Origin of the sequence: Stenotrophomonas sp. YAU14D1_LEIMI4_1 (genome assembly GCF_003086815.1) — a bacterium.
Taxonomy (GTDB): Bacteria; Pseudomonadota; Gammaproteobacteria; order Xanthomonadales; family Xanthomonadaceae; genus Stenotrophomonas.
This window is the reverse complement of the sequence record NZ_CP025997.1, coordinates 4,059,251-4,070,930: the sequence shown is the minus strand read 5'-3', so window position 1 is coordinate 4,070,930 and position 11,680 is coordinate 4,059,251. Positions and strand designations below refer to the sequence as shown.

Sequence of the window (11,680 nt, the reverse complement as noted above, 5' to 3'; positions counted from 1 at the left end):
TCACGCGGCGCCGGCAGGGGCACAGGCGGCGATATCGGCGTGCACGGTGCCGCCGTGGTCGTGGCCCGCGGCGTCCACCTGCACCGGCATCGGCTGCAGGCCCAGGCGCGCGAACAGGGCCAGGTCGCGTTCGCTTTCCGGGTTGCCGGTGGTCAGCAGTTTTTCCCCGTAGAAGATCGAGTTGGCGCCAGCCAGGAAGCACAGCGCCTGCAGTTCATCGCTCATGGCTTCGCGGCCGGCCGACAGCCGCACCATCGAACGCGGCATGACGATGCGGGCCACGGCAATCATGCGCACGAACTCGAACGGGTCCAGTTCGGCGCTGCCATGCAGCGGTGTACCGGGCACCTGCACCAACTGGTTGATCGGTACCGAATCGGGGTGGGCCGGCAAGGTGGCGAGCGCCAGCAGCAGGCCGATGCGCTGCGCGCGCGTCTCGCCCATGCCGACGATGCCGCCACAGCAGGTTTTCAGTCCCGCATCGCGCACGTGGCCCAGGGTATCCAGGCGGTCCTGGTACTGGCGGGTGTGGATGATCGAATCGTAATAATCCGGTGCGGTGTCCAGATTGTGGTTGTAGTAGTCCAGGCCGGCATCCTTCAGGGCACGTGCCTGTTCGCCGCTGAGCATGCCCAGGGTGGCGCAGGTTTCCAGGCCGAGCGCCTTCACCCCGGCAATCATCGCGGCCACCTTCGGAATATCGCGGTCCTTCGGCGAACGCCATGCGGCGCCCATGCAGAAGCGCGATGCACCGGCGGCCCTGGCCTGGCGCGCCTTGGCCAGCACCGCCTCGGTGTCCATCAGCTTCTGCGCGTTCACCCCGGTGTTGTAGCGCTGCGCCTGCGGGCAGTACGCGCAGTCTTCCGGGCAGCCGCCGGTCTTCACCGACAGCAGGGTAGACACCTGCACCTGCGCCGGATCGAAATGCGCGCGATGCACGCTGGCCGCGCGGAACAGCAGTTCCGGCAGGGGCAGGTCGAACAGCGCCTGCAGTTCGTCGTGCTGCCAGTCGTGGCGGATGGCGTAGGCCATGGCGGGACCTTGGAAGGGGGGGGGCGAGGGCGGCAGTGTGGGTGGGTCGGTGAAGGCTGTCAACGTCAGGTTTTATTTCTAGGTTTACAGACGGAAGTGCAGCAAGCCGCCGCCGCGGTGTAAGTTCATGGCTGCATAGGGAGTCGCGAGCATCTGCCATGGACAGTTCCCAGACCTACCCGATCCGCCGCGATGCGGTGCTCTGCAGCCTGGCCGAGCTGCCGGACGGCGGCCTGCGCGTGGTGCTGGATGATCTGCGCCAGACCGATCCGCCTGGGCACTGGAAGCACCACGTGCTGGTGACCTTCAAGGACTACCCGGCGGGGCAGCTCGATCCGTCGGCGCTGTCGAACGAGGAACTGCAGGCATTCGGCCATTACGTGCTGGTTCGCCTGCTGGCCATCAACGGTTGCCTGCCTGCCGAGGAAGGTGCTGCCGAACGCGATGCGCCGCTTGCCGGCACGTAGCGGCCGCAGGCACGACCGCGCCGCTACACTGGCCCGCCCAGCAACGGACCTGCCATGGACCTGCCGCACTTCGCCTACCACCCCGACCCGCTGGCCACCGGCAGCGTGATCGCCGCCGATACCGCGTGCGTCTGCTGCGGGCAGGTGCGTGGCTACGTCTATGCCGGGCCGGTCTACGCCGAAGACGAATACGAACAGGCGATCTGTCCCTGGTGCATCGCCGATGGTTCGGCGCATGCGCAGCTTGGCGCCACCTTCACCGATGAAGAAGGCGTAGGCGGTGGCGGTGAATGGGACGCGGTGGACGAAGCGATCATCGATGAAGTGGCGCAGCGCACGCCGGGCTTCAATGGCTGGCAGCAGGAGCAGTGGTGGACACACTGCGGCGATGCCGCCCAGTTCATCGGCCGCGCCGGTCGCGCCGAACTGGAAGCGCAGGGCCCGGCCGCGCTGGCCGCGATCCAGGACAGCACCGGACTGGACGATGGCCCGCAGTGGCAGCACTTCCTGGTGGCGCTGGACAAGGACGGATCACCCACGGCCTACCTGTTCCGCTGCCGGCATTGCGGCGAACTGGGCGGTTACCAGGACTGCGACTGACAGGAGCCACGCCTACATGCAGGCACGCCGATACGCTCGTGTTTCCAGATGTGCCATTGCGGTGGCAAGCGCGCTGGCCTGCCTGCTTCCGCTGCAGGGCGGGGCGCAGCAAGCGGCGACCACCGACATTCCCTACGCCACGCCCGACGCGGCCTTGACTGCCCTGCGTGCGCTGCCGCAGGTGCGCGAGCGCCAGGACAACGACTGGGTGGTGCTGCACCACCTGCAGGGCCAGGTGTTCTGGTCGGTCACCCTGCCGGGCAATGGCTGGCACCCGTCCATCGTCCGCCGGCAACTGCGCGAGCAGCAGGGCGAAGTCCGTGTCGACATGCAGGTGCGCTGCGGCGCTGACAAGGATGACTGCGACCGCTTGGTGCAGGTGTTCCAGGCCAGCAACGAGAACCTGCGTGCGGCTGCCAGGACGATGGCCGAATCGCCGGACAAGGACTGAGCCTGACATGTACGAATGGCAGCCCATCACCTTCTCTGAGCTGGAAGCGTTGGTGGCCGCACAGCTGGGCCGCTGCACGCCCGCCCAGCAGGCGGCCTTCGCCAGACTGCGCGTGCCCTTCCATCACGTGCCCGTGCATCGCCTGGGTGCCGTGGAGCAGGTGTGGGTGGTGGCCCACACACCTGCGGGCTGGCTGTACTACGAAGACGTGGAAGAGGGCTTTGAGACCGGACGGCCCGATGCACACGGCGTGCTGGCCGAGCGCGGCTGCGATCAGCTTGAGCTGACCCACCTGCTGCACCGCCTGGGGCTGTAAGCCACTACAGCCCCGGCGTGCAGCGCAGTGGCGTCAGGCTGCCTTTGCCTGCTGGCGGGCGCGCGCGCGGCGCTCAATGCTGGCGGCGAACAGCGGGGTTTCGCGGCCATTGTGATTGCCGCCGTCGCGCTGGCGTGCTTCGGCCGCTTCTTCGAACGGGGTGCCATGTTCGGCGATGAAATCCAGGAATTCCTGGGTGGGGTGGGCGACCACGGTGTTGGTGTACTCGCAAGTGTTTTCGTCGATCTTCTTCACGCTCAGCGTCCAGATCACCTGCACGCGGCTGCGCCCGTTCGGGGTGAAGGCATCGGACGTGGACACCATGCGGCACAGGCTGGGCGTGGCCACCTCGGCCACGTAGTGCTGCACCATCAGCGTCTTGCCGATCATTTCCACGTTGATGGACATGCGCGTGCCATCGTCGGTGGTGGTGCTGCCAGCGGAAATATGGTCCGGCGGGCAGCAGCGCTGGTACTCGGCTTCGGGCAGGTTGAACAGCCACTCGGCGATGTCCACCTGTTCGATCGGCAGGTTGATGATGGCGCTGTAGGCCGAGGAAGACAGCTGCTTGTCGCTGATGATGATGTCGGACATGTGCGGGCTCCGCAGTGGTGGGGTGTGTGACCACTATCGGTAGTCGCTGCGCGCAGGGCAGCCACCTGTTGGCATGGTGGCGTGCATCCATGCGGGCAGCGGCGCCATACCTAGGTAGGGCGCGTGCAGCAGATTGCCCGCTTACACCTGGGCCATGCCACCATCCACGAACAACTCGACACCGTTGATGAAGCTGGCCGCATCCGAAGACAGGAAGGCCACGGCGTTGGCCACCTCCTGCGGTTCGCCCAGCCGCGCCAGCGGCACCTGCGCGGCCAGGTGGTCGAACAGACCCTGGCGGGCTTCATCGGGCACCAGGTCGCCCAGGCCAGGGGTGCGGATCGGGCCCGGGCTGACCACGTTCACGCGGATCCTGCGGTCCTTCAGGTCCAGCGACCACGAGCGGGCGAAGTTGCGCACTGCCGCCTTGCTGGCGCTGTACACGCTGAAGCTGGCGGTGCCCTGGATCGACACGGTCGAACCGGTCAGCACGATCGAGGCGCCATCGACCAGCAGCGGCAGCGCCTTCTGCACGGTGAACAGCACGCCGCGCACGTTGGTGGCGAAGATGCGGTCGAAGTGTTCTTCGGTGATTGCCCCCAGCGGCAGCATGTCACCGCCGCCGGCATTGGCGAACAGGATGTCCAGGCGACCGGCCTGGCGGGCAATCTGCGCGTAGACCGCGTCCAGGTCGCTCGGCTGCGAGGCGTCGGCACGGATGCCGGTGGCCTGCGCACCGATGCTGGCCACGGCCGCATCCAGTTCCGGCTGGCGGCGGCCGGTGATGTAGACCGTTGCGCCCAGGCGGGCCAGGTGCTGGGCGGTGGCCAGGCCGATGCCGGTGGTGCCGCCGGTGACCAGGGCGATCTTGCCGTTGAAATCAGTGTTCATGGTGTTCTCCTGTAAGGGCTGCCGGGGAGGGAGGTGGCAGCGGGTGGGAGAATGATGGGCGGCCAAGGTTGTGCGATAAATAATGCGCAATGACAATGACTGTGCATATGTGTGCATAATCGGGCGCATGAACCAGCTCAACGCCATCCATGCCTTCGCCCGCGTGGTCGAGACCGGCAGCTTCACCCGCGCCGCCGATTCGCTGGATATGCCCACCACCTCGCTGAGCAAACTGGTGCGCGAACTGGAGGCGCACCTGGGCGTGCGGCTGCTGCAGCGGACCACGCGCCGGGTGGCGGTGACCGCCGAAGGCCAGACGTACTACGAGAAGGCCGGCCGCCTGCTGCGCGACCTGCAGGATGTCGATGCCTCGTTCAGTGCGGCGCGCGGAACGCCACGCGGCATGCTGCGCGTGGACATTGGCGGTTCCACCGCGCGTGACGTGCTGATTCCGCTGCTGCCGGCGTTCATGGCGCGCTACCCGGACATCCGCATCGAGCTTGGCGTGTCCGACCGCACGGTGAACCTGATCGGCGAAAACGTGGATTGTGTGATCCGCGGTGGCGCGCTGGATGACTCATCGCTGGTCGCACGCCATCTGGGCGACGCGCGCCTGATCACCTGCGCCAGCCCGGCCTATCTGAAGGCGCATGGGGTGCCGGCGTATCCGGAAGAACTGCGCAATGGCCACCGCTTGATCAGCTATCTGCTGCCGTCGAACGGGCGCGCCGTGCCGTTCCGGTTCCGTGGCCCCGACGGTGCCTTCGAGATCAAGGCCGAGCACCGCCTGGGCATCAACGAAAGCAATGGCCATCTGGCCGCCGCGGTGGCAGGCCTGGGCCTGGTGCAGACCTTCGGTTATGCCGCAGCCGCCGCGTTGCAAAGCAAGGCGCTGGTGGAGGTGCTGCAGCCGTGGAGGCCGGCGTCGTACCCGTTCCATGTGGTGTACCCCGATAACCGCCATGTCAGCCCGCGGCTGCGGGTGTTCATCGATTGGCTGGTGGAGGTGATGCCGCCGTTGCTGGGGGTCTAGCGACCCGCCATACCGGCAGCGCAGCGTCAGCTGCGTCGCGGCCGCACGGACACGTGGGGGTGGTCGGGAACATGCCAGCGCCACGGGAAGTCCACGGCGCGGCTGATGCCGATGCGCGGTCCCACCACGGGCGATGCCGGCGGTGGCGTGCCGTCGGAGGCGATGACGATGCCGCGGTCGGCACCGACCAGGTCCGCACCATCCAGATCGCGGGTAATGCCGAAGGCCTGGGAAAGCTTGCCGGGCCCGCTGGCAAGATCGCGCTCGCGCCTGGCAGCAGGCCGCGCCACCTGCATGGCCGCCACACCGGCCACGGGTTCGGCCGCCCTCAGCAGTACGCCGACGCCTTCGCCGACTTCCCCACACACCACGTTGCTGCCCCAGTGCATGCCATAGGTGAAGTAGACATAGAGATGACCGGCCTCGCCGAACATCGTGGCGTTGCGCGCGGTCTGCCCGCGATACGAGTGTGCGGCCGGATCTTCGCTGCCGGCATAGGCTTCGACTTCCACGATGCGCGCGGCGCGCCCGTCGTCACGCACGATCAGCTTGTTCAACAACTGCGGCGCAACCACGGTGGGATGGCGGCGGTAGAAATCGCGTGGTAGCACGCTCCATTGGGCGGGAAGCCAATGGAGGGTTGTGCCCGGCTTTTGTACTGGTGCTGGCATTGGACTGCGATTGCTGCGCATGGCCATCAGGCTAGTCCGCCACATGTGCAGTGCACGTGTCGACTAGCGGGCGGCGCAGCGGTTAATTCTTACCGCACGGTGCCGCAGCGACTGATAGCACCCTGGCCGCGCTGCGCGCATGTTCAAGCGCATGCACCTACGACGATTCCACAACGTCCTTACCCGCGTTACAAGACAGACACTGCAGCTGCTGCTTCCGCTGCGCTGTCTGGTCTGCGGCGAGCCCGGCCATGATGGCCTGGATCTGTGCGGCGCCTGTCTGGCCGATATCCCCTGGTCGGGCCGCGCGTGCCACCGCTGCGCGCTGCCGCTGCCCGATACCGCGCTGCCGGTGTGCGGTACCTGCCGCGACGAACCGCCGCCGCAGACGGCCACGCACGCCAGCCTGCTGTACCTGCCGCCGGTGGACCAGTTGCTGCTGCGCTTCAAGTTCCACCACGACCTGGCGGCCGGGCGACTGCTGGCCCAGCTGATGCTGCGCCATCCACCAGCGTGGACCTGTCCGCCGCTGGCACCGGTGCCGCTGCATCGCCGCCGCCTGCGCCAGCGCGGCTACAACCAGGCCGGGGAGCTGTGCCGTCTGCTGCAGCAGCCGGTATGGCGCGGGCTGTACCGCCGTCGTCATACCGCGCCGCAGTCAGAGCGCAGTGCCGAACAGCGCAGGGACAACCTGTTCGATGCCTTCGACGTGCGCGGGCCGGTGCCGGGGCGGCTGACGCTGGTGGATGACGTGATGACCACCGGCAGCACGGTGCTTGAGATCGCCGAGACGCTGAAGCTGGTGGGCGTAGGCGAAGTGCGCGCCTGGGTCTGCGCACGGGTGCCGTGAGCGTGCCCACAGTGATGGATGCCGGTAGAGTCGACTGTCAGTCGACTATCGCGCGCAGCGCGGGTTTCTCGCGATCTGAAGGAAGGGCAGTCGACTGACAGTCGACTCTACCGGGTCGATTCATCCCGAGGATTCATCAGGTCTGTACACGGGTGCCATGACGGCGTCATCATCGCCGCTGGCGCTACGATGCAGGTTGGATCCTGATCGAAGGAGTGGTCATGCTGTCTCCGGACTCGTCCCGCCCGTCGCTGGTGTCGGCCATTGGCCGCAGCTGGCCGATCCTGTTGCTGTACGGCGTGGTTGCGCTGGGGTTCGGCATCACTGCGGTGGGCTGGCCGCTGTCGGCGGCCACCGCCCTGGCCTGGGTGCTGGGCGTGATGGCCATTGCCGAAGGGGTTATCAGTCTACTGGCGCTGATCACTGGCGGCAGTGGCGCACCGCGCGGCTGGCTGCTGCTGTACGCGCTGGCGTCGCTTGGTTTTGGCGTACTGGCAATCATCAATCCGCTGGCCACGGCCAGCGTGCTGGTGCTGCTGCTGGCCGTGTGGCTGCTGGTGGCCGGGCTGTACCGCATCGTGTTCGCCATTCGCGTGCGCAAGCAGATCCAGGGCGAGTGGCTGCTGATACTCAGTGGCGTGCTGGCGGTGGTGCTGGGCGTGCTGCTGGCCGCCAACCCGGTGACAGGCCTGGCGGTCACCACACTGTGGATCGGCATTGGCAGCCTGGTGTATGGGGTGTTGCAGATCGTGGTGGCATTGAAGCTGCGCAAGCTGACGTAGCGTCGAGCTTGCTCGACGGCTGTTGGAGGGTCGACCAAGGTCGACCGCTACCAGGCAAAGCGGGGCCCGGGTAGAGTCGAGCTTGCTCGACTGCAGTTCGCAGCAAGCCCGCGCGGCGCGCGATGGTCGACCAAGGCCGACCGCTACCAGGCAAAGCGTCCAACCACTACCGGAAGTGCGCTTCGATCTCTTCCAGCGATTTGCCCTTGGTTTCTGGCAGCCACAGCGCGGCCACCAGGAAGAACACGAACGTGCAGCCGGCCCAGAACAGGAACATGCTGGCGTAGCCGTAGTGGCCCACCGTGGGCAGGAACAATGCCGCAATCGTGGTCGACACGAACTGGTTGATCAGCAGGGCGATGCTCATGCCGTTGGAGCGGATGCGGTTGGGCATCAGCTCCGACAGCGCCAACCACACGCACACACCGGGGCCAACCGCGAAGAAGGCGACGAACACCAGGATGCAGGCGGCCACGGCCCAGCCATGGGCCGGCGGCGGTACCGTGCCGATGCGTGCCTGTTCGATGCGCAGCGGCGCCTGCGCGGCGCTGGCCGGGTCGGCGAAGGGATTCAGGTGCAGGCGGCGGAAGAACGTACCGATCACGCTGTCCGGCTGCACGGTGCCGGCACGCTCGATGCGCAGTTCGCGGTCACCCGGGTTGTCGCTGCGCAACGCGCGCACATTGGTGAAATCGCCGTAGGCGTAGGACACGGTCAGTTGCAGCGGCCGCCCTTCGCGGTCGATGCCCGCGCCCAATTGCTGCCACTGCGCGTCATCCAGTACCAGGCGCAGGTCATCGCCTTGCACCGCTGCGTGCAACTGCGGCTGCACATCGGCACGGCCGCGCTCGGCCTGGAAGAACAGCGTGGCGGCCGCCAGCAGGGCCACGCAGATGCCACCACTGCCCAGCATCAGCAGAAACTTGCGGCCCTTGCGATCGACCAGCAGCAGCGCAGCCACGGTCATCAGCGCATTGAGCAGCTTGATGGCCACGTCGGCACCGTTGGCCACCGAACCCGGCAGACCGGCCTGGTTAAGAATGTTCACTGCATAGGCCAGCACCGAATTGATGCCGGTGGCCTGGGTGCAGGCCAGTACCACGCAGGCCAGCAGGAAGGGCTTCACGTAGCGGCGGCTGAGCAACGGCTCGCGCGTGCCATCGGCACTGCGGGTATCCGGTGCCTGGATCTGCGCCAGCGTGGCCTCCACCTGGTCGGGCGCCAGCACGCGCTGCAGGCTGCGCCGCGCGTCGTCCACGCGCCCACGCCTTACCAGCCAGCGCGGCGATTCAGACAGCCAGAACAGACCCACGCAGAACACGATGCCCGGGGTCAGGCAGCTCCAGAAAATGGTGCGCCAGGCATGGTCTTTGGCCGCGAACAGTGCCTGCGCCTGCTGTGCGTCGGGCAGGCGCCGCGCCGCTTCGGTGGCCGCATCCACCGCATGGGCCTGGTACAGACCGATCAACGCGGCCAGCACCAGGCCAATGGTCAGCAGCAACTGGAACATCGCCGCACCACGGCCGCGCCGCTCCGGGCTGAGTACTTCGGCCAGGTACAGCGGCACCACCACGCCGATCAGGCCGCCGCTGATGCCTTGCAGCAGGCGCCCCAGCAGCAGCGGCGTGTAGCCCGAAGCGAGTGCCATGATCGGAATCGAGGCGGTGAACAGCACGCCGGCCAGCAGCATGGCGCCACGGCGGCCGATCAGGTCGGCCACCAGCCCGGCGAACAGCGAGGACAGCACGCTGCCCAGCAGCACCGCCGCCACCACGAAGCCGAGCTGCTGGCTGCTCAGGTGCCAGGCCTGGCTGGCGGTGGCTTCCAGGTAGGGCAGGGCGCCGGCAATGATGCCGATGTCGATGCCGTACAGCAGGCCCCCCAGGCCACCAATGAACAGCAGATAGCGAACGGGCCAGCGCGGAGCGGTACGTGCAGTCATCGACAGGTTTCCTGTGCGGCAATTCGGTGCGGATTGCTTCTGTAGAGTCGAGCCATGCTCGACTGCGCTTCGTTCCTGTATCGCGCACGATCAGTCGAGCATGGCTCGACTCTACAAAGGCGTGGTGCGTCAGGCTGGTGCGCCGTTCAGTTCGATCACGTGCCCACCCACCACCACCTGCTGCAGGTGCAGGCTGGCGTCGAGCACCACCAGGTCGGCCAGGGTGTCTGGCGCAATGCGGCCGCGATCGTGCAGGCCCAGGTAATCGGCCGGGAAGGTGGACACGCGCTGCGCGGCGTCGGCCAGGTCCAGGCCCACCTGCACCAGGTTGCGCAGTGCCTGGTCCATGGTCAGCGCGCTGCCGGCCAGCGAACCGCTGGCCAGGCGCACGCAGCCGCCGCACTTGTGTACGCGCTGTTCGCCCAGCGCGTACTCGCCATCGGGCATGCCGGTGGCAGCGGTCGCATCGGTCACCGCGTACAGGCGCGGAATCGCGCGCGCGGCCAGGCGGATCACGCCGGGGTGGATGTGCTGTAGGTCGGGAATGATTTCCGCGTACTGCGCATGCGCCAGCGCGGCGGCGGCTATGCCGGGGCGGTAGTGGTCCACGCCTGTCATGCCATTGAACAGATGGGTGAACCCCGAGGCGCCGGCCTGCAGTGCGGCCACGCCTTGTTCGTAGCTGCCGGCACTGTGGCCCAGCTGCACGCGGATGCCCATGGCGGCCAGCGCGGGAATCAGTGCGGTGTGCTCGCCGATTTCCGGTGCCAGCGTCATCACCCGGATCGGGGCGAGCGCATGCAGCTGCTGCACCAGCGCCAGCGTGGCCTCGATAGTGCGGTTGGGCTGTGCGCCCAATCGCTGCGGACTGATGAAGGGCCCTTCCAGGTGCACGCCGGCAATGCGCGCGGCATCGGCCTGCGGCGCGGCCTGGGCCGCGGCGACGCCACGCAGGGCGTGTTCGATCTCCACCAGCCCGGCGGTCATGGTGGTGGCCAGCAGGGTGGTGGTGCCGAACCGGGTATGGGTGCGGGCGATGGTGCGCGCCACGTCGCCGCCCTGCATCAGATCCACGCCCGCCGCACCGTGTACGTGCAGGTCGACGAAGCCGGGCAGGATCACCGGCAGCTGCAGATCATCCGCACCGCTGTGGTCATCCACCTGCAGCTGGCGCACGTGTGAATCGAAGTGGACATGGCCGCGCCGCCAGCCCAGCGGGGTCAGGATGCGGCCGTACAGGGTGCGTGTCGGGTTCATGGCGGTGTCTCGGCGATGATCACTTCGATGCCCAGCCGCTGCAGCCCCTCGCGGGTGGCTTCGTCGATGCCGGGGTCGGTGATGACGGCATGGATCTGGTCCAGGCGGGCGATGCGGTGCAGGCTGACGCGGCCGAACTTGGACGCATCGGTGAGCACCACGATGCGCCGCGCGCGTTCCACCATGCGGTGGTTGAGGCGCGCTTCGGCCTCGTCGTGGGTGGTCAGGCCGAACTGCAGGTCCAGGCCATCCACGCCCAGGAACAGGGTGTCGAAGCTGTAGGAGTTGAGGCTGGCCTCGGCCTGGCTGCCCTGCAGCGACAGCGACTGCTGGCGCAGCAGGCCGCCGGTCAGCAGCACGTTGATGCCCGGCGCGTTGGCCAGTTCCCAGGCGATGTTCAGGCCGTTGGTCATCACCGTTACATCGCGGTGGCCGCGCAGGTGGCGGGCCAGGGTCATGGTGGTGGAACCGGAGTCGATGATGATGTTGTCACCGCCCTGCACCAGCCGCGCGGCGCGCGCGCCGATCGATTCCTTCAGCGGCAGGTTCAGCGCATCCTTTTCATGGATGTCCTGTTCCTGCGGCGGCGTGCGCACCAGGGTGGCGCCACCGTGGGTGCGGTTGGCCAGGCCCTGCGCCTCGAAGTGGGTCAGGTCGGCACGGATGGTAACCGCCGATACGCCATAGCGCTCCACCAGATCAGCCACCTGCACGGTGCCGTGTTCGATCAGGCGCTGCAGGATCTGTTGGCGACGGGAGCGGGTGTTGCGCATGGCCATCTCTCGGTTTCGTGT

General features: G+C 67.4%; 14 protein-coding genes. 7 read left to right on the top strand and 7 right to left on the bottom strand.

Annotation, left to right across the window (positions count from 1 at the left end; all coding sequences use genetic code 11):
* The gene (gene bioB / locus C1932_RS18655) at positions 1-1,032 is read right to left on the bottom strand and encodes a biotin synthase BioB (protein WP_108763170.1); all 1,032 of its coding nucleotides are present in this window, start codon (positions 1,030-1,032) and stop codon (positions 1-3) included.
* Positions 1,033-1,190: 158 nt separating this feature from the next.
* Here bioB and C1932_RS18650 point away from each other — a divergent pair, with 158 nt between their 5' ends.
* Genes C1932_RS18650 through C1932_RS18635 form a run of 4 tightly spaced genes read left to right on the top strand, consistent with a single transcriptional unit; the run spans position 1,191 to position 2,866 of the window.
* Positions 1,191-1,499 (top strand): hypothetical protein, encoded by a 309-nt coding sequence (locus C1932_RS18650; RefSeq protein WP_108763169.1) that lies wholly within the window; start codon positions 1,191-1,193, stop codon positions 1,497-1,499.
* Between the two features lie 54 nt (positions 1,500-1,553).
* Positions 1,554-2,099 carry a CbrC family protein gene (locus C1932_RS18645; RefSeq protein WP_108763168.1) on the top strand — a complete coding sequence of 182 codons (546 nt, stop codon included), beginning with the start codon at positions 1,554-1,556 and terminating at the stop codon, positions 2,097-2,099.
* A 16-nt stretch (positions 2,100-2,115) separates the two neighbouring features.
* On the top strand, positions 2,116-2,550 hold the full coding sequence (locus C1932_RS18640) for a hypothetical protein (protein ID WP_159094567.1): 435 nt from the start codon (positions 2,116-2,118) through the stop codon (positions 2,548-2,550).
* A gap of 7 nt (positions 2,551-2,557) precedes the next feature.
* Entirely contained in the window at positions 2,558-2,866 is a 309-nt protein-coding gene (locus C1932_RS18635) for a hypothetical protein (protein WP_108763166.1), read from the top strand.
* A gap of 33 nt (positions 2,867-2,899) precedes the next feature.
* Here the strand turns inward: C1932_RS18635 and C1932_RS18630 are convergent, their stop codons facing one another.
* Positions 2,900-3,460 carry a hypothetical protein gene (locus C1932_RS18630; RefSeq protein ID WP_108763165.1) on the bottom strand — a complete coding sequence of 187 codons (561 nt, stop codon included), beginning with the start codon at positions 3,458-3,460 and terminating at the stop codon, positions 2,900-2,902.
* A 141-nt stretch (positions 3,461-3,601) separates the two neighbouring features.
* The gene (locus tag C1932_RS18625; RefSeq protein WP_108763164.1) at positions 3,602-4,351 is read right to left on the bottom strand and encodes an SDR family oxidoreductase; all 750 of its coding nucleotides are present in this window, start codon (positions 4,349-4,351) and stop codon (positions 3,602-3,604) included.
* Positions 4,352-4,478: 127 nt separating this feature from the next.
* Here C1932_RS18625 and C1932_RS18620 point away from each other — a divergent pair, with 127 nt between their 5' ends.
* Positions 4,479-5,384 (top strand): LysR family transcriptional regulator, encoded by a 906-nt coding sequence (locus tag C1932_RS18620; RefSeq protein WP_108763163.1) that lies wholly within the window; start codon positions 4,479-4,481, stop codon positions 5,382-5,384.
* Positions 5,385-5,410: 26 nt separating this feature from the next.
* Here the strand turns inward: C1932_RS18620 and C1932_RS18615 are convergent, their stop codons facing one another.
* Entirely contained in the window at positions 5,411-6,055 is a 645-nt protein-coding gene (locus tag C1932_RS18615; protein ID WP_108763162.1) for a DNA-3-methyladenine glycosylase, read from the bottom strand.
* A 151-nt stretch (positions 6,056-6,206) separates the two neighbouring features.
* Between C1932_RS18615 and C1932_RS18610 the strand changes: the two genes are divergently transcribed.
* Positions 6,207-6,905: a ComF family protein gene (locus C1932_RS18610; RefSeq protein ID WP_108763491.1), complete on the top strand. Its 699-nt coding sequence runs from the start codon at positions 6,207-6,209 to the stop codon at positions 6,903-6,905.
* A 221-nt stretch (positions 6,906-7,126) separates the two neighbouring features.
* Complete coding sequence (locus C1932_RS18605) at positions 7,127-7,687, top strand: DUF308 domain-containing protein (protein WP_108754489.1); 561 nt, start codon at positions 7,127-7,129, stop codon at positions 7,685-7,687.
* Positions 7,688-7,853: 166 nt separating this feature from the next.
* Here the strand turns inward: C1932_RS18605 and C1932_RS18600 are convergent, their stop codons facing one another.
* The 3 genes from C1932_RS18600 to C1932_RS18590 all read right to left on the bottom strand — a co-directional run bounded on the left by C1932_RS18600 (position 7,854) and on the right by C1932_RS18590 (position 11,659).
* Entirely contained in the window at positions 7,854-9,629 is a 1,776-nt protein-coding gene (locus C1932_RS18600; RefSeq protein ID WP_108763161.1) for an MFS transporter, read from the bottom strand.
* A 129-nt stretch (positions 9,630-9,758) separates the two neighbouring features.
* Positions 9,759-10,886, bottom strand: a complete 1,128-nt coding sequence (gene nagA / locus C1932_RS18595) for an N-acetylglucosamine-6-phosphate deacetylase (protein ID WP_108763160.1) — start codon at positions 10,884-10,886, stop codon at positions 9,759-9,761.
* Positions 10,883-11,659 (bottom strand): DeoR family transcriptional regulator, encoded by a 777-nt coding sequence (locus tag C1932_RS18590; RefSeq protein ID WP_108751658.1) that lies wholly within the window; start codon positions 11,657-11,659, stop codon positions 10,883-10,885. Before C1932_RS18590 ends, nagA begins: the two co-directional genes overlap by 4 nt.
* Positions 11,660-11,680 lie beyond the last annotated feature (21 nt).

Coding starts and splice junctions, on each gene's coding strand:
- C1932_RS18600 (WP_108763161.1), bottom strand. CDS start 9,629: ATGACTGCACGTACCGCTCCGCGCTGGCCCGTTCGCTATCTGCTGTTC.
- nagA (WP_108763160.1), bottom strand. CDS start 10,886: ATGAACCCGACACGCACCCTGTACGGCCGCATCCTGACCCCGCTGGGC.
- C1932_RS18605 (WP_108754489.1), top strand. CDS start 7,127: ATGCTGTCTCCGGACTCGTCCCGCCCGTCGCTGGTGTCGGCCATTGGC.
- C1932_RS18635 (WP_108763166.1), top strand. CDS start 2,558: ATGTACGAATGGCAGCCCATCACCTTCTCTGAGCTGGAAGCGTTGGTG.
- C1932_RS18620 (WP_108763163.1), top strand. CDS start 4,479: ATGAACCAGCTCAACGCCATCCATGCCTTCGCCCGCGTGGTCGAGACC.
- C1932_RS18630 (WP_108763165.1), bottom strand. CDS start 3,460: ATGTCCGACATCATCATCAGCGACAAGCAGCTGTCTTCCTCGGCCTAC.
- C1932_RS18615 (WP_108763162.1), bottom strand. CDS start 6,055: ATGCCAGCACCAGTACAAAAGCCGGGCACAACCCTCCATTGGCTTCCC.
- C1932_RS18650 (WP_108763169.1), top strand. CDS start 1,191: ATGGACAGTTCCCAGACCTACCCGATCCGCCGCGATGCGGTGCTCTGC.
- C1932_RS18645 (WP_108763168.1), top strand. CDS start 1,554: ATGGACCTGCCGCACTTCGCCTACCACCCCGACCCGCTGGCCACCGGC.
- C1932_RS18640 (WP_159094567.1), top strand. CDS start 2,116: ATGCAGGCACGCCGATACGCTCGTGTTTCCAGATGTGCCATTGCGGTG.
- bioB (WP_108763170.1), bottom strand. CDS start 1,032: ATGGCCTACGCCATCCGCCACGACTGGCAGCACGACGAACTGCAGGCG.
- C1932_RS18610 (WP_108763491.1), top strand. CDS start 6,207: ATGCACCTACGACGATTCCACAACGTCCTTACCCGCGTTACAAGACAG.
- C1932_RS18625 (WP_108763164.1), bottom strand. CDS start 4,351: ATGAACACTGATTTCAACGGCAAGATCGCCCTGGTCACCGGCGGCACC.
- C1932_RS18590 (WP_108751658.1), bottom strand. CDS start 11,659: ATGCGCAACACCCGCTCCCGTCGCCAACAGATCCTGCAGCGCCTGATC.